The organism is Terrabacter sp. FW104-15G4B (assembly GCF_058790095.1).
Window position 1 is genome coordinate 59229 of sequence record NZ_JBYTCI010000011.1, and the last position, 19861, is coordinate 79089.

A 19861-nucleotide genomic window follows, 5' to 3' on the forward strand; every position below is an offset into this window, starting at 1 on the left:
CCTCCACCGGCACGGTTCGCCATGAACGCCGCCTCGAAGCATGACCTCCGTCACGTCGCCCGCGCACGGAGGCGGGACATCGCCGCCAGGGTGAGCGCGGCGGAGCGCGATGTGGCCGCCTCGGCCATCGCCGAGGCCGTGCTGCGCTTCGTGCCCGACCCCGGCCGGGTCGCGGTCTACGAGTCGCTCCGGGACGAGCCGCCGACGGGCCGCCTCGTCGAGGCGCTCCTCGGGGCGGGCCACGCGGTCATCGTGCCCGTCGTGCTCGACGACTTCTCGCTCGAGTGGAGGTATGCCGTGGCGGGCGCCTCGGGCGACGACGCGACCGTGCGCCGGCCGAGCCGAGGAGGCCGCGCCCCGGATGCCGGCGAGCGCGACGGCTGGCTCGGCACCGACGCCCTGTCCGACTGCGACCTGGTCGTGACCCCCGGCCTGTCCGTCGACCGGCACGGCAACCGCCTCGGCCAGGGCGGCGGCTGCTACGACCGCGCGCTGCTCCACCGCGACCCTGCAGCCCCCGTGGTGACGCTGCTGCACGAGGGCGAGCAGAGCGACACGGACCTGCCGGTCGACGCCCACGACGTGCCCGTCGACGGCTACGTCACGACCACCGGGCGCGTGGTGCGCCTGCGCTGACGAGCTGCTACCGCACCCGCCCCGGGGAGGAGGCACCCGGCATACGCCCCCGGTGGGGCGACGCGCGTCAGGGAGCAGCGGCGGGCGACGGCGGCACGAGCGTCAGCTCGTCGTCGGTCGCCTCGCGCACGGCCGCCGGGCTGAACGGCCACGCGAAGGTGTCGTTGGCGGCCCACGCGTCGACCTGGTCGGAGTAGTGGTCGTCGTAGGCATGCCCGGACTGCCCGGTGGAGTTGACCCAGCGGGAGGCGTCGAGGTTGCCGAGGTCGACGATCATCCGCATCGACGGGCCGCTGGTCACGTCATAGCCGGGGCTGGAGGCGTTCCACGAGTTCGCGTTGACGATGGAGCTGCCGCCGCCCAGCTCGATGTCCTCGCGGTCGAAGAGGTTCTGGACGACGTTCGGCACGCTGTCCGCGCCCATCACCTGGTGCTTGAGGTCGAGCTGGTGCAGGCGTCCCCAGCGCCACGTCGCCGGCACCTTGCCGAGCTCGCGCGCCAGGTCGAGCCGGGCCTCCACGAGCGCTCGCTTGAGGATCTCGCCGGACCCCTCGGTCACGCCGGGCGTCGTCTTGTCGTCCCACCAGTCGTTCTTCGGGTCCTTCAGCAGCTGCTCCATGACGACCATCCAGCGGCTGCCGCCGTCCGGCGCGATGTCCGGGGGAAGCTCGTCGAAGGTGTACTCGAGAAGGTACTTCCAGACGGCGTTGTAGTACGCCGCCGAAGCGGAGTCGCGGCTCTTGTCGTTGGGCTGGCTGCCGTCCCAGTCGCGCAGCAGCCGCTGTGCCTGAGCCGTGAAGTCGTCGACCTGCACGGCGAGGAGGCGCTCGACGAGGGCCGGCGCATACGTGTTGCGGGTGTCGCCCTGGATCTGCGACATCGCCTGCGGCGAGACCTTCGGGGTCGCGGCCAGAAGTGTGCGGATGCGCTGGGCCCGGAAGCCGTAGTCCCACTCGGACGTCAGGAACGGCGTCGGGCTGGCCGTCACCGCCTGGTTGGCCGTGACGAGGAATCCCTCGGCAGGGTCGAAGGTGCTCGGCAGCTCGTCGAACGGGACATAGCCCTTCCAGTCCCACTGCGAGTCCCAGCCGGGCGACGGCCAGAAGCCGGGGGACGCCCCGGGGGTCGCCGAGCGACGGACCGGGATCTTGCCCGGGGCCTGGTAGCCGATGTGGCCGGCGGTGTCGGCGTAGACGAGGTTCTGCGACGGCACCGAGAAGAGCGCCGCGGCCTTGCGGAAGTCGGACCAGTCCGTCGCCCGGTTCAACGCGAAGATCGCATCGGCCGTGGTGCCGGGGGTCAGCGCCGTCCACGCGAGCGACACGGCATACCGGTTGGACTGGGGCGCGCCGCGCACGACGCTGCGGTCACCCGCCGCATCGATGGCCGGGACGACGTCGGACAGGACCGGGCCGTGCACGGTCGAGCGCACCGTCAGCGGCACGTCGGCGCCGCCGGCGACCTTGATCACCTCCTGGCGCTTCTCCATCGGCTTGTCGACGCCGTCGCGAAGGTAGGTGTCGCCCGAGACCTGCTCGAGGTAGAAGTCCGTGACGTCGGGCCCGAGGTTCGTCATGCCCCACGCGATCTTGGCGTTGTGGCCGATGACCACGCCGGGCAGTCCGGAGAAGGTGAAGCCCGACACCTGGAAGGGGCACGAGGGGCTGAGGGTGCGGCACTGCAGGTTGACCTGGCCCCAGATCCCGGGGATGGACAGCGAGAGGTGCGGGTCGTTGGCGAGCAGCGGCTTGCCCGTCGTGGTCCGACTGCCCGACACCACCCACGAGTTGGAGCCGATGCCCTCACCGCGGCCCAGGCTCACCGGAACCGCGTCGACCGAGGCGAGCGCCGAGTCGATGGCAGCGCCACCGTCCGACGAGCGCATCGCCGTCAGGGCCGCCGGCTCCACCGTGGCCGCCTGGTCGCTCGCTGAGGCAGCCGGCTGCCAGTCCTGCTCGGACAGGATCGGCTGGTTCCGATCGACGGGATAGGGCGGGTAGAGCAGGTTGATCTGCTTGAGCGAGCGGGTCGTGCGTGAGAGCCGGGCGCGGGCCAGCTCGTCCTTGTAGTCGCCCCGCAGGTCCCACGCCATCGCCTTGAGCCAGGCCAGGGAGTCGACCGGCGACCACGGCTCTACGCGATAGCCCGGGTTGCGTCGCGCGAGCACGGTGTACTCGAGCGACATCTTCTCGGGCGACTCCACCTGCTTGATGTACGCGTTGACACCGTCGGCGTACGCCTGGAGGTACTGGCGTGTCTCCGGCGCGAGCCTCGGCAGCTCCTGCTCGGCGACGCGACGCCACCCCATCGCACGGATCGCCTTGTCGCTGTCGAGACCGGCGCTGCCGACGAGCTCGGAGAGGCGGCCGGCCGTCACGTGGCGGCGCAGGTCCATCTCGAAGAAGCGGTCCTGGGCGCTGACGAAGCCCTGCGCCCGGAAGAGGTCGTTGGCGTTGTCGGCATAGATGGTCGGGACGCCCCGGTCGTCGCGGTGGACGGACACGGAGCTCGTCAGGCCCTCGATCTCGAGCCGGCCCGCGGTCTCGGGGAACGACTGACGCACGACCCCGATCGCCAGGATCCCGACGGCGACCACCGCCATGACGACGAGGACGGCGACGAGCAGGACGATCCGACGAGTGCGCTTCAACCGTGACACGCGACGAGCCTAGGCCACCGTCGGGAGGCGGACCTGCAGCCTGTGGGGCGCCGGCCGACATCGTTGCCGAACCGACGACAAAGCCCGCTCGAGTGGCGTTCAGGGGCCGCTGGAGGCGCCCTCGGCGCGCGCCGGGGCGCGTTCGGCGCCACGGACCGCGGCGCGGCTGCGGACGACGGGATGGTTGGATTGCGGCAGACCTGAGGAGCTGCCGTTGACCGCACTCGCAAGCATCACGTCGTCGACCATGGACCTCGACGACCTGACGCGTGTGCTCCTCGTCGGGTCGCTCGTGCTTCTCGTGGCTGTCGCAGCCGTCCGTCTCTCGGTCCGGTCCGGCCTGCCCTCGCTGCTCATCTACCTCGGCATCGGCCTGGTGCTCGGCAACGCCGGCGCGGGCATCGAGTTCGACGACGCCTCCATCACGCGGGTGCTCGGCTACGCCGCGCTCGTGCTCATCCTCGCCGAAGGCGGCCTGACGACGTCGTGGTCCAACATCAAGGACGCCGTCGCACCGGCGGCGGTGCTCTCGACCGTCGGGGTCGTCGTGTCGGTGATGGTCGTGGCCGTGGCCGCGCACACCTTGCTGCCGCTGTCATGGACGATCTCGCTCCTCATGGGCGCCATCGTCACGTCGACGGATGCCGCCGCGGTCTTCGCCGTGCTTCGGAACGTTCCGCTGCCCAAGCGGCTGTCGGGGATGCTCGAGGCGGAGTCCGGCTTCAACGACGCCCCGGTCGTCATCCTCGTCGTCGCCTTCGCCGCCCAGGGGGTGCCAGGCGGGACGGCTGACCCGTGGTGGGTGCTGGTGCTCCACGCGGCCCTCGAGCTCCTCGGCGGGGCCGCCGTCGGCGGGGCAGTGGGCTGGCTCGGCGGTCAGGGGCTGCATCGCGTCGCAGGGGCGTCCTCGGCGCTCTTCTCCATCGGCGTCGTCTCGCTCACAGTGCTGGCGTATGCCGTGGGCGCGGCCCTGCACGTCTCCGGCTTCCTCGCCACCTACCTCTCGGCCCTCCTGCTCGGCAACATGGGCCTGCCCAACCGGGTGGCCTTCCAGAGCTTCGCGACTGCGCTGGGCTGGATCGCCCAGATCGGGCTCTTCGTCCTGCTCGGCCTGCTCGCGGACCCGACCCGGCTCGACGAGCAGCTCGTGCCGGCCGTCGTCATCGGCCTCGTGCTGCTCCTCGTCGCCCGCCCGCTGTCGGTGTTCGCGTCGGTGTCGTGGTTCAAGGTGCCGTGGCGCGACCAGCTCTTCCTGTCGTGGGCGGGGCTGCGCGGAGCCGTGCCCGTCGTGCTCGCCACGGTGCCCCTCGTCGTGGGGACGCCCGACACCGAGTGGATCTTCGACCTCGTCTTCATGCTCGTCGTCATCTTCATGCTCGTCCAGGGGCCGACGCTGCCGTGGGTGGCCAGGCGGCTGGGGCTCACCGAGCAGGTGCACTCGGTCGACGTCGACCTCGAGTCGACCTCGCTGATGGAGATCGGCGCCGACGTCATCCAGGTCACCGTCGGCGCCGAGTCACGGCTGCACGGCGTCGCCGTCTTCGAGCTGCGCCTGCCCAAGGGCGCCAACGTCACGCTGGTCGTGCGCCAGGGCGAGGGCTTCGTGCCGGAGCCTCACACCACGATCCGTCACGGGGACCGGCTGCTCGTCGTGGCCACCTCCCGGGTCAGGCAGCGCACCGAGCGCCGCATCCGTGAGATCAGCCGCGGCGGGCGGCTCGCCGGCTGGCCGTAGACTGACCCTCGGCCCGTTCCCCTTCCGACGTCCGAGGACCCCTGTGCCCACCTACTCCTATGCCTGCCAAGAGTGCGGCCACGCCTTCGACATCCGCCAGTCGTTTACCGACGACTCCCTGACGGTGTGCCCGTCGTGCGGCGAACCGCGGCTGCGCAAGGTGATCCACCCGGTCGGCATCGCCTTCAAGGGCTCCGGCTTCTACAAGACCGACTCGCGGGCATCGACCAAGAGCGCCGCGGCAGACGGCGCAGGCTCGGGCGAGAAGAAGAAGGATGCCGCGGCGTCGCCGTCGTCCGACTCGTCGAGCGGCTCCGGCACGTCCACGGCATCGACCACCTCCGGCTCGTCGGCCTCCTCGGCCCCGTCGAGCGGCTCGGGTTCCACCTCCGGCTCGTCGTCCACACCCTCCTGACGCTCGGGGACGTTGTCCCCACCCGGGGGCGTATGCCGTCCGGCCGGCCCAGCGCCAGCCCTAGGCTCCTGGCATGACGAGTGAGCAGACGACCGTGTCCGATCCCGCCGTCGCGGACGCGTCGGACGTGCCGGACGCCCGGGACGCACGCGGGCCCGGCACGCGCGCCGAGATCGGCGTCATCGGCGGGTCCGGGCTCTACGAGTTCCTCGACGACTACGAGACGGTCGAGGTCGACACGCCGTTCGGGCGTCCCAGCGACCCCCTCGTCGTCGGCGAGGTCGAGGGGCGCAGTGTGGCCTTCGTCGCCCGGCACGGCAAGGGGCACCGCTTCCCGCCGCACCGGGTCAACTACCGCGCCAACCTCTGGGCGCTGCGAGCGGTGGGCGTGCGCCAGATCCTCTCCCCCTGTGCCGTCGGCTCGCTGAAGCCGGAGCACGGTCCCGGCACCATCGTCGTGCCCGACCAGGTCGTCGACCGCACCTGGGGGCGGGCGCACACCGTCTACGACGGCGAGGGTCCGGTCGTCCACGTCGGCTTCGCCGACCCCTACTGCCCCAACGGCCGCCAGGTCGCCGTCGACGCCGCGCGGCTCTCGAACCTGCAGGTCGTCCCCGACGGCACGCTCGTGGTCGTCAACGGCCCGCGCTTCTCGTCCCGCGCCGAGTCGCTCATGCACCAGCAGGCCGGCTTCGGCATCGTCGGTATGACGACCATGCCCGAGGCGGCGCTGGCCCGCGAGCTGGCGATGTGCTTCACGACGATCGCCATGGTCACCGACCACGACGCCGGGGTCGAGGGCGGCGACGCGGTCACCCACGAGGAGGTGCTGCGGGTCTTCGCGACGAACATCGAGCACCTCACCGGCATCCTGCGCGACGCCATCGGCCAGCTGCCGGCCCACGAGCCTGACGAGACCGCGACCTGCCCGTGCCGACGCAGCCTCGACGGTGTCGAGCTGCCGTTCCTGCTGCCCTGATGGCCGGCCCGCGCGCAGGGTCACGCTGGCGCAGGAACCGCGGGGCTGCGGCCTGGCCCGACGGACCACGCAGGCGCCGGGCGCGACGCACCCGGTGGCGCCGCTGGGCGGCAGCGTCGCTGGCCGGGCTCGCCGTGCTCGTCACCGTCGGGGCATTGCGCCCCACCCCTGCCGGAGGGGCAGGGGTGCCGACGGTGGTCGTCGTCCGGGACGTCGCGGCCGGGCGAACGTTGGGTCCCGACGACGTGTCGGTAGCCGTGCGACCGGAGGGGCAGCGGCCGGTGTCTGCCCTCACGACGGCCGAGGAGGCAGTCGGCCGGGTCGCGGCGGCGCCGCTCACGCCGCAGGAGGTCCTGACGCCCGGGCGACTCGTCGGCGGTGACCTGCTCGCGGGCCAGCCCGAGGACCGGGTCGCCATCAGCGTCCCCGTCCTCGATGCCGCCTCGGTCGGCGTGCGGCCGGGCAGCCGCGTCGACCTCTACACCACCGGGTCGGGCGTTCGGGCCGCAACCGACGTCGTGGTCCTTGCCGTCCACGATGCCGAGGAGGTCACCGGGCTGGGCAGCGCAGCGCCGGCGCGGGTGACGCTGGCGCTCGACGCGACGCAGGCTGCGGAGGTCGCCCGCGGCCTGAGTGCGCTGGAGGCGGGCCAGAGCCTGGTCATCGCCATCAGGCGCGGGCCCGCCCGCACGCAGTAGGCTCGGCACGCCCGGAGTGCTCGTCACACCAGCCACTCAGGCAGCAGCGTCGCAGGCGGGCCGCAGGCTCGCAGGACCAGGCAGGCCCAGGGGTCGAGATCGCACCGCGACGCCCACCCCGAGGCATCGAGATCACCCCTCCAGGGGCACAGAAAGGGACGCTTCATGCTCAAGGGTTTCAAGGACTTCCTGATGCGGGGCAACGTCGTCGACCTCGCAGTCGCCGTCGTCATCGGCACCGCCTTCGCCCAGGTCGTCACCTCGTTCGTAGCCGTCATCATGGATCTCATCGGCAAGGTCGGCGGCACTCCCGACTTCTCCAACTGGAAGCCCGGAGACGTCAAGCTCGGCGCCTTCATCACCGCGCTCATCAGCTTCCTCATCGTCGCCGCGGCGGTCTACCTCCTGGTCGTCCTCCCGATGAACAAGTTGGCCGAGCGACGCAAGCGGGGCATCGAGCCGGAGCCGGCGGCTCCGTCCGAGGAGATCATCCTGCTCACCGACATCCGCGACAGCCTCCGCGCCCGCTGACCGCATCCCGTACGAGAGTGCCCACTCGACGATCACGTCGAGTGGGCACTCTCCGTCCCGGCTGGGTCCCAGAAGCGTCAGGTCCAGGGATCAGACGTCGGCGGTCTCGGGGCTCTCGGCGCCGCGAGCACTGCCGTAGGCCTGGGGCCGCTCGTAGCCGCCGAGGACCTCCGCGAGGGCGAGTGGGCGGGCGGCCTCGGCGTGCCGGCCGGCACGCTGGAGCGTGCGACCCAGCAGCAGGTGGGCGTAGGGGTCGGTCGGCGACTCCTCGATGACCCGCTCGAGCGTGGCTTGGGCCCGGCCCAGCTGGGCCGACTGGAAGTAGGCCCGAGCGAGCATGAGCCGCAGGTCCGTCACCGAGTGCAGCACGGGGTCGGCGTCCGCGCCGGCCGCGCGGGACGACCCGACCTCGTCCACCAGCTCGGCGAGCGCAGTGGCAGCCGCAGCGTGCTCCCCTCGCTCGAAGAGGCCCTGGGCCCAGGAGAGGCGCAGCGAGAACGGTGTCGTCATGGTCATGTGCCCCTCAACGCGGCACGAGGTCGCCTCATTCCGCGGGCTCGCCCACCCCAACCGGGGACTCACTCGTAGTGCGGAGGGCGCTGCTCCTCGAGCCAGCGGTCGCCGAGCCCGGCGCCAGAGGGCCGCTCGCCCCAACCGAGGTCGAGCTCGTCGCTGCTGCGCCCGAGGGCGGCACCAGGCTCCCCCGACTCAGCCTCGGGGGTGCTCTCGGCCGCGCCAGTCCCCTTCCGGAAGACCCGGCGGCGCTTGCGCTTCGACGTCGGAGCGGCAGCCGACTCCGCCTCCGTCGAGGCGCCATCGGCGGCCGGTGACGCTGCCGCCTGGTCGGCAGGCTCGTCTCCGTTCCGGGACGCGTCGCCGTTGCGAGCGGCCGACAGCGAGGAGGCGGCCTGTTCGGCCACCGAGGTCGGTTGGGACGGCGCCGCGGTCGGGCTGCCGTCGGGCCGGGACGAGGTGCGCGCGAGCGTCACTATGCGGGCGATCTCGCGAGCCGGGTCCCGGAAGACGTCGGTGCTCCAGACCCGCTCGTGGACCCAGCCGAGCCGCCCGAGCTGCTCGGGCCGCAGACGATCCCGGTCGCGCGTGCTGCGCAACGCGGCATACCGGTCGCCGTCCGTCTCCACGGCCACGAGCCCGCGTCCGCGGTGGTAGGGGTCCTCGACCGCGATGTCGATGCGGTGGTTCGCCGTGCCGTAGTCCTCGTGCACGGTGAGGCCCTCGCGGCGGAGGCGTTCGGCGAGGTCGTGGCGCAGCGGGTCGGCGGTGGCTGGAGCGGAGGCGAAGAGCGTGCTTTCGTCGCAAACGCTCCCCCCGCTCTCGGCATACGCGAGGAAGTCACGCAGCATGAGCGCCCCCCTGGCCTTGAGCCGGCTGGGGTCCAGGTCGGCCGCCCGCAGCGCCGACACGACCGTCATCCGCGCCCGCGCCCGGGTGACTGCGACGTTGAGGCGTCGCTCGCCGCCCTCGATGTTGAGCGGGCCGAACCGGTGCAGCACCCTCCCGTGCGGCGTCTTGCCGTAACCGATCGACAGGATGATGGCGTCCCGCTCGTCGCCCTGCACCCGCTCGAGGTTCTTGACGAAGAAGCGCTCGTCATGGGCGTCGTCGAAGAAGGCGGCGACGTCGGGGGCGGTGCGCAGTGCGTCGGTGATCGCGTCCTCGAGGCGGTCGGCGTGCTTGATACCGAGCGCGATGACGCCGAGCGACTCAGCCGGGCGGGTGCGCGCGTGCTCGAGGACGAGCTCGACGACCCGGGCGACCTCGCCGTCGGTCGTCTCGATGGTGTCGACGCCGGGCTGGACCACGGCCTGTCCCTCGACCGGCTCGAAGGCGACGGCCGAGCCGAGCGAGGTGCCCGGGAAGGTCGTGAGCCGCCCGTCGTACATCGCCTGGTTGGCGAAGGCGATGAGCCGCTCGTCGCGGCTGCGGTAGTGCCAGCTGAGGTTGCGGGTTGGCAGCGCGGCCGCGAGCACGTCGAGCACTGACTCGAACCCCTCGGTGAGCGTCTCGTCGGCCGGGGTCGTGGTGTCGCCCTCGTCGTCGGACACGACGGTGAAGAAGTTGGTCGGCGGCAGCTGGCGCTCGTCGCCGGCGACCACGACCTGGCGGGCGCGGGAGATGGCCGAGATGGCCTGCGCCGGCTGCACCTGGGACGCCTCGTCGAAGATGACGACGTCGAACCAGCGACCCGGAGGTAGCGTCGAGGCCACCACGAGCGGGCTCATCGCCCAACAGGGCTTGATCGCGGTGAGCGCAGCGGAGGCCTGCGGCACGAGGTCGCGCAGCGGCCGGTGACGGCGGGCCTTGCCGGCCTCGGCGCGTACGAGCGACTCGTGGGCCGGGTGGTCTGCGAGGACCTCGCGCACGTTGCGGGCCACCGCAGCCCTGACTCGTCCGACGGTGGCGGACTGGTGCGCACGGTCTGCCTCGACGAACTCGGCGACGTCGCGGCGCAGCCCCGCGCCGTCATGGGCGCCGTAGGCAGGGTCGCGGACGGTGAGCTCCTGGGCCACGGAGGCCCACCAGACGTGCTCCACCTCGGCGGTGACCTGCTCGGTGGCGACGCCGCGCCGGGCGAGGTCGTCGACGACGGCACCGAGCCCTGCCGCACGCACCTCGTCGAGCGCGCTGGTGACCTGGGGCAGCACGGCGATGCGGTCGGGCCGGCTCGCCAGGGCCGAGAGCCGCTCCCGCAGCTCTCTCAGCGGCAGGGCCGTCAGCGTCTGGTCATCGGGACCCCGCTGCAGCCGGTCGTCCAGCCACTCGAGGTCGGTCGTGAGCTCACGGAGCAGGGCGAGTCCCTCGTCGAGGCGCGGCGAGATCTCCGGCCGGCCTCCGCCGCCGACGAGCTGGAACCAGTGCTCGCGCTGCTCGCTGGCCGACACGAGGTCCTCGTGGAGGTTGGCCGGGGGACGTCCGGGACGCAGCAGTCGCTTCGTCTGCTGGCGGATCCTCCAGCGGGCGACCCACCCCATGTCGACGTCGCGGGCCTCACGCCAGTCACGGGTGGCCGTCGCCGCGATGTGCTCCTTGAGCGGGATGTCGAAGACCTCCGGCCGGAAGACCTCGAGCGTCTCGCGGACCCTCGCCATCGTCTCGAAGGCCGACTTCCAGTCCTCGAGCGAGTGCGCTTGCGGCACATGGGATTCCGAGAGGATCAAGTTGAGCCTGCGGGCGACGTCGTCGAGCCCGCTGGTGCTGTGCCGGGTCGTGATGTCGAGCGCCCGGGCGGCGTCGTCGCCGGTGAGGATGCGCGCACCGAACCACCGGTCGTCGCCGTCCCGCGTCCAGGCGCCGAGGCCGGCGGCGTCGCGCAGCCGTCGTCCGAGCTCGACGGCGCGGGTGCGGCTGAGGTCCGCCAGCTCCTTGCTGCCGAGACGGGCGTGGGAGGTGGGCGCAGGCGTACGCGTGCCGAGCTCGACCAGGGCCTCCTGCGCCTCGTGCGCCGAGACGCCCCAGGGCTCACGCACCTGGTGCAGGGCACGGACGTGATCCTGCAGACGCGTGCGGCGCTCGCGCAGCGCGGACGTGGTGCGGTCCGCATCGCGGGCGTCGTTCTCGAGCGCGGCGTCGAGGCTCCGGGCGAACTGCTGCGCCGTGGCGCGCTTGTTCGTGGGCCCGTCGTACGCGTCGAGCACGAGGTCGGCCAGGCCCAGCCGGTCGAGCCGGCTGAGGACGGCGTCGATCGCTGCCCGCTTCTCGGCGACGAAGAGGGTGGACTTGCCCTCGGCCGCGAGGGAGGCGATGAGGTTGACGATCGTCTGCGACTTGCCCGTCCCGGGCGGGCCCTTGACCACGAGGTGGGCGCCGGCGCGGACGGCGTCGATGACAGCGGTCTGGGAGGAGTCGGCGTGGAGCACGAGGAACTCGTGCTCGGGGTCGGGGTCGGGCTCGCTGTCGGGCAGGCGCAGGCGCACGGCTGCGAGGGCCGACTCGTCGCCGGCAAGCGCCGCGACGACGTCGTGGTCGGCGAGGGTGCCGCCCTGTAGGGCGAGGTCGGCGACCATGGGCAGCTTGGCGTAGGAGAAGGTGCCGAGGACCAGGCGCGGGGTGATCTCGAAGTCGGGCACGCGTTCGCACGCGTGGCCCAACGCGGCATACACCGGGTAGGGGTCGAACCCGTTGCCGGCTGTGGCCAGGTCGGCGAGCGCGTCCGCGTCGATCTCGATGCCCTGCTCGGACCGGAGGTACTCCCGCAGGACGGGGTTGAGCTCTGCCTCGGGACCGAGGTCGATCTCGAAGTCCTCCTGCGCGGCGCCCGTGGTGCGCAGCACGCACGAGCGCAGCAGCACGGGCGAGGCCGGGGGTCGGGCGGCGCGCGGCACGGACCAGGTGGCCATCCCGACGGCGATGAAGCCGGCCGCGATGCCCCGCTCCTCACGCAGCTCGAGCGCCTTGGACCGGATCGCACGGGCGCGTCGGCGCGCCTCCTCGAAGGCCGCAGGCTCGCGCACGAGGTCCGACAGGCGGGTGCGGCGTCCGGCGAGCAGCATCGAGACGCCGCCCGGGTGGGCGGTCGTGAGGTCGAGCGTGCCGGAGGGCAGGTCGCGGTACCACAGCAGCGTGTTGCGCCCGCCGAGGTCGACCAGGGTGCGCTGCCAGGTCTTGACGGCCGCCGCGACGCGGTCGGCGCGCGGGTCGCCCGAGGGCGACTCGGCCGGGAGGGCGGGGTCGGTCCTGAGGGCGTCGGTCATTCCAGCAGGCTAACGAACGAAGCCGCGTGCGACGGCGACCGACAGCCGTGGCGCGAAGGTTTCCGGCTGGATTCCGAGACGGGCGCTGAATCCGCACAAACCGCCCAGCAACCCGGGATGAGGGATTCGGAAGACAGTGCTGACGGCTGCCGGTGCCGTCAGGCGTCGGTGGTGCGGCGACGCGCGACGAGAGCAGACCCTCCCGCCACGACGAGAGCGACGAGAGCGACGAGAGCGACGGCGATCCACTGCCGCACCATGCCCTGCGACGCGACGGTCACGGCGCTCGGCCGTCCCGCCCGCGCGGTCGCGTCGAGGTCCCGGAAGGCCCGCCACGTGTGGAGCCAGTTGAGGGCCGCGATGCCGGCACCGACGGTCAAGACTCCGGCGCCCAGGGCGAGCAGCCTGACACGTTCACGCGTTCCCCTCTGCATCCGGGGAGGTTAGTCGAAAGGTGAGGACGAGCGGGCGGATGGTGACGGCCGCGGCGCAAGCGTGCGAGCGTAGGCCCATGACGGAGCCTGTTGCCGACGCCCACCCCGACGCCGCCGCGGAGCGATACGTACTCCGCCAGCAGCTGACTTTGATGGTCAACCGCTACGAGATCATGAGAGCCGACGAGAATGGCAAGGAGCTGGGCCTGCTCTGTTTCGCCGAGCAGAAGCGGATGGCCGCCAAGGAGCAGGTCACCTTCTACACCGACTCGGCCAGGACGCACCCCCTCTTCGGCTTCAAGGCCCGCAAGCGCCTGGACCTCGGCTCCACCTACGACGTCACCGACAGCGTGGGCCAGCCGATCGGCTGGTTCAAGAAGCAGTTCACGGCCTCGCTCCTGAACTCCACGTGGCGGCTGGGGCTGCCTGATGGACGCGAGTTCGTGGGCCGGGAGCGCAATGCGAAGGTGGCTCTCATCCGGCGCGTCTGGGACTTCGTGCCGGTGGTCGGTGATCTCGGTTCGCCCTGGCTCTTCCACTTCGACTTCGCCGACCCTGACGGGTCGGTCGCGCTCAGCTCGACGAAGAAAGCCGGCCTCAAGGACGTCTACCACGTGACGCTCCCGGCGCTTCCCGACGGCAAGCCGATCGACTGGCGCGTCGGCATGGCGATGGCTGTCGCGCTGGACGCCCTGCAGTCCCGCTGAACAGCGACCGATGAGAGGGCTCGTTGCGTCAATCGTCGGAGGTCCGTCGTCAGAGCAGGACGCCTGAGGCGTCACGGGCGGTGGGCGCCGCCTCGACGGCCTCTGGCAGCGGCTCGGAGCCGGGTGCGGCGTCGAAGAACTCACGCAGCCAGAGCTCGACGTTGACGATGCGCCAGAAGGCCATCGAGTCCAGCGAACCCTTGCCGGCCAGCCAGCGGTCGAACGCCGTGACGATCTCGGCCTGGTTGAAGTAGGGGCGCCGGGCGAAGGACTCGGACAGGATGACCGAGTAGACGAAGTCGCGCTGTTCGTGAAACCACTCGTTCTGAGGCGTCGTGAAGCCGATCTTGTTGCGGCGGCGGGTTATCGACGCGGGGAGGAGGTCCTGCACCGCCTCGCGCAGGACGCGCTTGTTCCATCCCTTCTTGATGACGGCGTCGTCGGGCATCGCGAAGACGGCGCGCACGAGGCCCAGATCGAGGAAGGGCACGCGCCCCTCGAGGGAGAAGCGCATGGAGTTGCGGTCCTCGTAGCGCAGCAGCGCGGGCAGGGAAGCCACGAAGAGGTCGTGCACAAGTCGTCGGCGCAGGTCCGCCGCCTCCACCACGTAGGAGTCGTCGGAGTGGCTTGCGACGAAGTCCGGCGCGAGGAGGCTGCGGGTGGACTGGCCGCCCTGCACGCGGGCGCGCACCCGCGCCCGGATCTGGGCGCCGAAGATGTCCCGAGCAGCGAACAGCTCCCTGACCCCGTCACGCCGGTCAGTCCGCATCAGGCTGCGCAGATAGGTCACGTGCTGCGGCACGTAGCCCGCGAGCATCTCGTCCGCGCCTTGGCCGTCGAGCATGACGGTGACGTGCTGGCTCGCCTCCCGCATGACCTGGTACTGCGCGTACGGCCCGGTCGAGACGACGGGCTCCTCCTGGGTTCGCACGAAGTCGGCGACGTCCGCGAGGAACTGCTGCGACGTGGGTCGGACCCGGTGCGACTGCACAGGTCCCGCGCAGGCGTCGACGGCGTCGTCCACCCACCGCTCCTCGTCGTTGCGCGAGCCCGTGAACACGGCCGAGAATGTCTGCTGCCGATGGCCGACCGCGTCGGCCGCGTGGTCGCCGGCGATGAGCAGCCGGTCGATCGCCACGGCGATCGTGGAGCTGTCGAGGCCACCAGACAGGGACGTGCCGACCGGGACGTCGGACCGGAGGCGCAACGAGATGGACTCCATCAGGCCGTCCCGCAGCGCGGCGACCGCCTCCGGGCCGGCACCGCTCGCGGCCGGGCGGTCCTGCAGGAGGTCCTCCTGCAGGCTCGTGAACTGGCTGCGCTCCAGGCCGCCGGCGCTGATCGTGACCATCTCGCCCGGCACCAGCCGCTCGATGCCGGCGAAGAAGGTCTCCTGCCCGTCGTCGTGCACCCGGTGCTGCAGGTAGCGGTAGATGGCGCGCTCATTGGGGGCGCGGTCGTGCAGGCCGCTGGCCAGGATCGGCTTGATCTCGCTGGCGAAGAGCCACGCCTCGCTCTGCCCGTGAGCGAGCGTGCCGCGCCCGGCCGGCACCCGGGCGACGTGCAGGGGCTTGATCCCGAAGTGGTCGCGGGCGAGCGTCAGCATCTTCTCGGACGCGTCCCAGACGGCGATCGCGAACATGCCGTTGAAGCGGTCGAACGCCTCGGGGCCCCAGGCGGCATACGCCTGCAGCACGACCTCCGTGTCGCTGTGGGTCACGAAGGTGCGCGACTCCCCCTCCAGCTCGTCACGCAGGTCGCGGTAGTTGTACACCTCGCCGTTGTATGCCATCACGAAGCGGCCGTCGGCCGTGACCATCGGCTGCCTGCCGCCTTCGCGGTCGATGATCGACAGGCGTTGGTGCGCCAGGCCCACCGGACCGTCAAGGTGCGTGCCGCGGTCGTCGGGGCCACGGTGCTGCTGGACGGCTGCCATCCGTTCCAGCAGCTGGGCGTCCGGCTCGAGGCCGAAGTATCCGGCGATTCCGCACATGCCCGTCCTCCTGCGTCCTCGTGTGACGGGCAATGATGTGCGCAACCGGCTGGGAATTTCCTGTGGCCGGTTGTCAGGCGCCGTCCAGTGGCGTTGAGGACCCGTGCCGCGCGAGCCGCGACTCCTGACGCGCGTGTCCCGGCATCGGGCTCCCGCCTCCTCGGTCACGCCGGCATCGGCAGCGTGAGGATCTCGGCTCCGTCGGTGGTGATGGCGATCGTGTGCTCGCTGTGGGCGGTCCGGCCGCCGGTCGCGCTGCGCAGCGTCCACCCGTCGGCATCCGTCACGAGGCCGGCGGTGTCGGCCATGACCCACGGCTCCAGCGCGAGGAGCAGCCCCGGGCGCAGTATGTAGCCCCGCCCGGGGCGTCCGGTGTTGGAGACGTGCGGATCCTGGTGCATCGTCGACCCGACACCGTGACCGCCGAACTGGGTGTTGATCCGGTACCCGGCGTCGGACAGGACGCGGCCGATGGCGTGGGAGATGTCGCCGATGCGAGCCCCGGGGCCTGCGGCAGCGATCCCCGCGGCGAGTGCGCGCTCGGTCGCAGCGATCATCGCGACACTCTCGGGCGGCCTCGAGTCGCCCACGACGAAGCTGATGGCGGAGTCGGCGACGACGCCGCCCTTGGATACGGCGAGGTCAAGGGAGAGCAGGTCGCCGTCGGCGAGCGCGTAGTCGTGGGGCAGCCCGTGCAGGACCGCGTCGTTCACGGACGTGCAGATGTAGTGGCCGAAGGGACCGCGACCGAAGGACGGCGCGTAGTCGACGTAGCAGGACTGTGCGCCGGCTTCGAGGATCATGGCTCTCGCCCACCGGTCGATGTCCAGCAGGTTCGTTCCGACGGCGCTGCGGCTCCTCAGCGCCTGCAGGATGTCGGCGACCAGGGCGCCCGTCTCCTTGGCCCGGGACACCTCGGTCGCGCTCAAGATCTCGATCATCGCGGGAACCTCCCCAACGGTCCAATAACTATCCCGGCCATGTTATCCCGGGATTAGAATCGGGCCATGGTCAGGTTGCCGCTCACCCCCGAAGAGCTGGAGCGCGGACAGCGCCTCGGCGCCCTCTTGCGCCGCGCCAGGGGAAGCCGTTCGATGCTCCAGACCGCGCTCGATGCCCACGTCTCCCCGGAGACGCTCCGCAAGATCGAGTCGGGCCGCGTGGCCACCCCGGCCTTCCCGACCATCGCGGCGATCGCAGAGGTCCTCGACCTCTCCCTCGATGCGGTGTGGGCTGAGATCAATCACCTTGGAACTGAGGGAGATTCAGCCGCGTCACCTCGCAAGGCACGCCAGCCGCTGGCCTCGTAGTCCTCCACCCCTCTTACTCCTCCGCCTGGCGATTCGGCGCCGGCAGGGCCGTGGGCGACACCGTCGTGGGAGCGCCCGCCGTGAGCTGTGGCGCGCCGGACCCGGTGAGAAACGCATGCACGCTCGACGCGACCTCGCGCAGCGGCCTCGGCGGCAGGTAGGCCGACGCCCCGGCATCGAGCAGACGGCTCACCGGCCCCGGCTGGCTGACGCCGAGCTCCTCGTCGTCGATCTCGGTCACGATGATCCGGGCGTTCGGGAAGCTCATCCGGAGTGAGCCGAGCAGCTGGGGACTCACGGGATGGGTCAGGACCACGTCCGCCGTCGTCGGTGCCTTCAGCAGATCGAGGACGATGTAGTCGGGCCCCAGCTCGTCGGAGAGCCGACGGCGCGCCGCGTCGGACAGCCTCGTAGCGGTAGCCACGACGGTGACACCGTCGGGAACCGTTTCGGGTAGGGCGGACTCCCCTGCAACGACGTGCGGCCCCGACACGACGGCGCCCTCGAGGACGCTCGGGCGGAAGGTCAGCACCCCGAGGTCGCGACCTTCGCGGCGGAGCGTCACCTCGTGCCCTGCGACCATGGCCTCGACCGCCGAGCGCACCTCGCACGGCAGCGACTCGAGGTCGAGAGTCGACGCTCCGCGTCGGCGGTCGCGGCCCTGCACCGGGTCATGGGGCATCCAGGCACCCTAACCCGGGGGCTCCCGCGGAAGGGGCAGGACAGACGGCGCCGCACGGCATACGCCATCGGGGCGTCGACCCCACCCCACACAAAGGGCGTATGCCGTGACGACGCCCGCCCGGGCGGCCGCCCCTGCGCCTACTGGCCGGTGCGGCCGTCAACACACTCGCGCAACAGGTCGGCATGCCCGCAGTGTCGGGCGTACTCCTCGATCAGGTGCACGATGACTCCGCGCACCGCCCAGGGTTCGCCCGGGACGAAGCCCTCGCCCAGATCGCCGTACCGGTCATAGGCCTCTCGGGCATGCGCCACCTCGCGATGCCAGGAGTCCCAGGCTTCCGCGACACAGCTCTCGGTGCCCACCGCGTCGTCGAAGTCGAGGTCCGGCTCGTCCTCCGTCTCGTAGAGGACAGGCAGGTGCTCCTGTTGCTCGAGCGTGCGACGGAACCAGTGGTGCTCGATCTTGGCCAGGTGCCGGATGAGCCCCAGCAGGCTCATGGTGCTGGGCGGGACGGAGCGGGCGGCCAGCTGCTCCGGCGTGAGCCCGTCACACTTCATCTCGAAGGTCATCCGGTAGTGCTCGAGGTAGTGACGCAGCGTCGCGGTCTCGCCGATCGGCTGCTCGAGGGCGTTGCGCGGGTCGGTCGCCGGGTCGACCCAGAAGGCGCGGCGGATGCGGTCGGTGTGCTCGGTCACACCTGGCAGCCCATCAGGTGCCGAGGTGCCCGGCAACCTCAACTCTCTGCGGCGGTCGCTCCTTCACCGCCTCGGCGCGCCGCCCGGTTCAGCTTTTCTTGAGTTCCTGGGCGAGCATCACGATGATGCCGCTGGGTCCGCGAACGTAGGTCAGCTTGTAGATGTCCTCGTACGTGGCCACCCCTCGCAGCGGCCGGCATCCGTGCCGGGCGGCGATCTCGAGGGCTTCGTCGATGTCGTCGACCGAGAAGGCGACTCGGTGCATGCCGATCTCGTTGGGCCGGGTGGGCGTTGTCTCGATGGCGCTGGGGTGGATGTACTCGAAGAGCTCGAGACGACCAAGGCCGTCCGGTGTCTGCAGCATGGCGATGTTGGCGTGGTTGCCGTCGAGTCCCACGGCGGTGTCGGTCCACTCGCCGCTGACCGTGTCTCGACCGAGGACGGTCAGCCCGAGGTCGGTGAAGAAGGCGATGGCCGCCTCAAGGTCGTGGACGGCGATGCCGACGTTCTCGAGTTTGATGGACACGTTTCGCACGCTACCGAAGCGACGGGCTCGCCTCGTCGCCCTGGCAGAGCGAATGTGAGACCGAGGAGCGGTCGTGAAACCCGAACGCTCAGTTGCGCTTGCCCTACGACGTAGTCCCGCATCAGGCCGCGGGAACGCGTGTGCCCTCGGACGGTCCGGGAGGACACTGGCTATGAGCGGGCCCCATGTTCGTCGGTCCGCATGGCTCAGCAGGAGGCGCCGTGGCCGGCACGGAGAGTCGCCGGCCAGGTACGTCTCCGGCGGTGCGGCAGCTGGATCCGCGGCAGCGCGCGAGCAGGCTGCTCCTCGCCGCGGCGCTCGTGGTGGGTCTGGCTGCCTGCACAGGGGCACCTGCCGCAGGAGTGACCGGAGCCAGCTCGGGGTCTGGCGGGCCGGCCACCTCGGCCACCGGCGTCGAGGCAACGGCCGTGCCGCAGGCCGTTCCCCGGAGCTACCGGATGAGTGAGGCGCCGCACGTGGTGGACCGCGACGCATACGCCTTCCGGACCGTCCAGGCCCTGCGGCCCGGAGCGACGTACCGCCTGCCCATGCCCGGCAACCTCTACCCCACTGTGCCGCGTTCTCGCTTGACGGTGGAGCTGACGCCTTCCGGCGACACCTGGTGGCTCTTCGAGCAGGGTGTCGTGACGCTGGTGCCGTCCTACGTGCGTGAGGACGCTGGCATCCGCGTCATGGAACTGGACGTGATCCCGCTGGGACCCTGCCACGACCAGGCACCCGGGCAGGCAGAGCCGGGACCGACGCCGGTCGACCTGGCCCGTGCCATTCTCTCGAGGTACCCGTTCACCGTGATCGAACCCATGGCACCGGTCGCACGGTTCGGTGGGTCCGGTATTCATCTGGTGGCGCGGCTCGATGACGTGCAGGCGAGCCTGTGCGACAACAACGGCTTGATGACCTACCGGCCGATGGCGGCCCAGCACCAGCTTGTCGAACTGTGGATCGTCGTCGTTCATGGCGAACGGGTCGTCGTCGAGCGGTCATGGTTCCCGGACACGAGCCCTCATGCCTTGGCGGACCAGCAGCGGACTCTCGACTCGCTCCGTCTCGTGCCCGTCTGACACCGGTAGCGAGCGGCCGCCACTGCGGCCCGGCGCGCGATCGAGGTGGCTGGTGGTCCACTGT

General features: G+C 71.4%; 18 protein-coding genes. 9 read left to right on the forward strand and 9 right to left on the reverse strand.

Translation table 11 applies throughout. The features are described from left to right. Positions 1-21: 21 nt before the first annotated feature. Positions 22-636: a 5-formyltetrahydrofolate cyclo-ligase gene (locus AC3WRT_RS10820; RefSeq protein ID WP_492721748.1), complete on the forward strand. Its 615-nt coding sequence runs from the start codon at positions 22-24 to the stop codon at positions 634-636. Positions 637-703: 67 nt separating this feature from the next. On the opposite strand, the gene AC3WRT_RS10825 is transcribed toward AC3WRT_RS10820, so the two are convergent. Further along, on the reverse strand, positions 704-3238 hold the full coding sequence (locus tag AC3WRT_RS10825) for a penicillin acylase family protein (RefSeq protein ID WP_492721861.1): 2535 nt from the start codon (positions 3236-3238) through the stop codon (positions 704-706). Positions 3239-3509: 271 nt separating this feature from the next. Here AC3WRT_RS10825 and AC3WRT_RS10830 point away from each other — a divergent pair, with 271 nt between their 5' ends. From AC3WRT_RS10830 to mscL, 5 genes are all read left to right on the forward strand, one after another. After that, positions 3510-5030, forward strand: a complete 1521-nt coding sequence (locus AC3WRT_RS10830) for a potassium/proton antiporter (RefSeq protein WP_492721750.1) — start codon at positions 3510-3512, stop codon at positions 5028-5030. 43 nt (positions 5031-5073) lie between these two features. Then, positions 5074-5445 carry an FmdB family zinc ribbon protein gene (locus AC3WRT_RS10835; protein ID WP_492721751.1) on the forward strand — a complete coding sequence of 124 codons (372 nt, stop codon included), beginning with the start codon at positions 5074-5076 and terminating at the stop codon, positions 5443-5445. Positions 5446-5518: 73 nt separating this feature from the next. Then, complete coding sequence (locus AC3WRT_RS10840) at positions 5519-6424, forward strand: S-methyl-5'-thioadenosine phosphorylase (RefSeq protein ID WP_492721752.1); 906 nt, start codon at positions 5519-5521, stop codon at positions 6422-6424. Further along, positions 6424-7122, forward strand: a complete 699-nt coding sequence (locus AC3WRT_RS10845; protein WP_492721754.1) for an SAF domain-containing protein — start codon at positions 6424-6426, stop codon at positions 7120-7122. Before AC3WRT_RS10840 ends, AC3WRT_RS10845 begins: the two co-directional genes overlap by 1 nt. Before the next feature lie 165 nt (positions 7123-7287). Continuing rightward, positions 7288-7653 carry a large conductance mechanosensitive channel protein MscL gene (mscL, locus tag AC3WRT_RS10850; protein ID WP_492721755.1) on the forward strand — a complete coding sequence of 122 codons (366 nt, stop codon included), beginning with the start codon at positions 7288-7290 and terminating at the stop codon, positions 7651-7653. A gap of 90 nt (positions 7654-7743) precedes the next feature. On the opposite strand, the gene AC3WRT_RS10855 is transcribed toward mscL, so the two are convergent. The 3 genes from AC3WRT_RS10855 to AC3WRT_RS10865 all read right to left on the reverse strand — a co-directional run bounded on the left by AC3WRT_RS10855 (position 7744) and on the right by AC3WRT_RS10865 (position 12799). After that, complete coding sequence (locus AC3WRT_RS10855; RefSeq protein WP_492721757.1) at positions 7744-8169, reverse strand: tetratricopeptide repeat protein; 426 nt, start codon at positions 8167-8169, stop codon at positions 7744-7746. 62 nt (positions 8170-8231) lie between these two features. Continuing rightward, the gene (locus AC3WRT_RS10860; protein WP_492721759.1) at positions 8232-12365 is read right to left on the reverse strand and encodes an AAA domain-containing protein; all 4134 of its coding nucleotides are present in this window, start codon (positions 12363-12365) and stop codon (positions 8232-8234) included. 158 nt (positions 12366-12523) lie between these two features. After that, a complete protein-coding gene (locus tag AC3WRT_RS10865) occupies positions 12524-12799 on the reverse strand; it encodes a hypothetical protein (protein ID WP_492721761.1) in 276 nt (91 codons plus the stop codon). 77 nt (positions 12800-12876) lie between these two features. Here AC3WRT_RS10865 and AC3WRT_RS10870 point away from each other — a divergent pair, with 77 nt between their 5' ends. Next, on the forward strand, positions 12877-13506 hold the full coding sequence (locus AC3WRT_RS10870) for an LURP-one-related family protein (protein ID WP_492721763.1): 630 nt from the start codon (positions 12877-12879) through the stop codon (positions 13504-13506). Positions 13507-13555: 49 nt separating this feature from the next. On the opposite strand, the gene asnB is transcribed toward AC3WRT_RS10870, so the two are convergent. Further along, a complete protein-coding gene (asnB, locus tag AC3WRT_RS10875; RefSeq protein ID WP_492721764.1) occupies positions 13556-15499 on the reverse strand; it encodes an asparagine synthase (glutamine-hydrolyzing) in 1944 nt (647 codons plus the stop codon). 164 nt (positions 15500-15663) lie between these two features. Then, a complete protein-coding gene (gene map, locus AC3WRT_RS10880; protein ID WP_492721766.1) occupies positions 15664-16440 on the reverse strand; it encodes a type I methionyl aminopeptidase in 777 nt (258 codons plus the stop codon). Between the two features lie 66 nt (positions 16441-16506). On the opposite strand from map, the gene AC3WRT_RS10885 reads away from it, so the two are divergent. Further along, positions 16507-16809 (forward strand): helix-turn-helix domain-containing protein, encoded by a 303-nt coding sequence (locus tag AC3WRT_RS10885; RefSeq protein ID WP_492721769.1) that lies wholly within the window; start codon positions 16507-16509, stop codon positions 16807-16809. A gap of 13 nt (positions 16810-16822) precedes the next feature. Here AC3WRT_RS10885 and AC3WRT_RS10890 read toward each other — a convergent pair whose 3' ends face one another. The 3 genes from AC3WRT_RS10890 to AC3WRT_RS10900 all read right to left on the reverse strand — a co-directional run bounded on the left by AC3WRT_RS10890 (position 16823) and on the right by AC3WRT_RS10900 (position 18715). Beyond that, on the reverse strand, positions 16823-17491 hold the full coding sequence (locus tag AC3WRT_RS10890; protein WP_492721773.1) for a response regulator: 669 nt from the start codon (positions 17489-17491) through the stop codon (positions 16823-16825). Positions 17492-17631: 140 nt separating this feature from the next. Beyond that, positions 17632-18189: a DinB family protein gene (locus tag AC3WRT_RS10895; RefSeq protein WP_492721776.1), complete on the reverse strand. Its 558-nt coding sequence runs from the start codon at positions 18187-18189 to the stop codon at positions 17632-17634. Positions 18190-18277: 88 nt separating this feature from the next. Beyond that, positions 18278-18715 carry a VOC family protein gene (locus AC3WRT_RS10900; RefSeq protein WP_492721778.1) on the reverse strand — a complete coding sequence of 146 codons (438 nt, stop codon included), beginning with the start codon at positions 18713-18715 and terminating at the stop codon, positions 18278-18280. Between the two features lie 476 nt (positions 18716-19191). Between AC3WRT_RS10900 and AC3WRT_RS10905 the strand changes: the two genes are divergently transcribed. Further along, entirely contained in the window at positions 19192-19797 is a 606-nt protein-coding gene (locus tag AC3WRT_RS10905; RefSeq protein WP_492721779.1) for a hypothetical protein, read from the forward strand. The last annotated feature ends 64 nt before the right edge of the window (positions 19798-19861 follow it).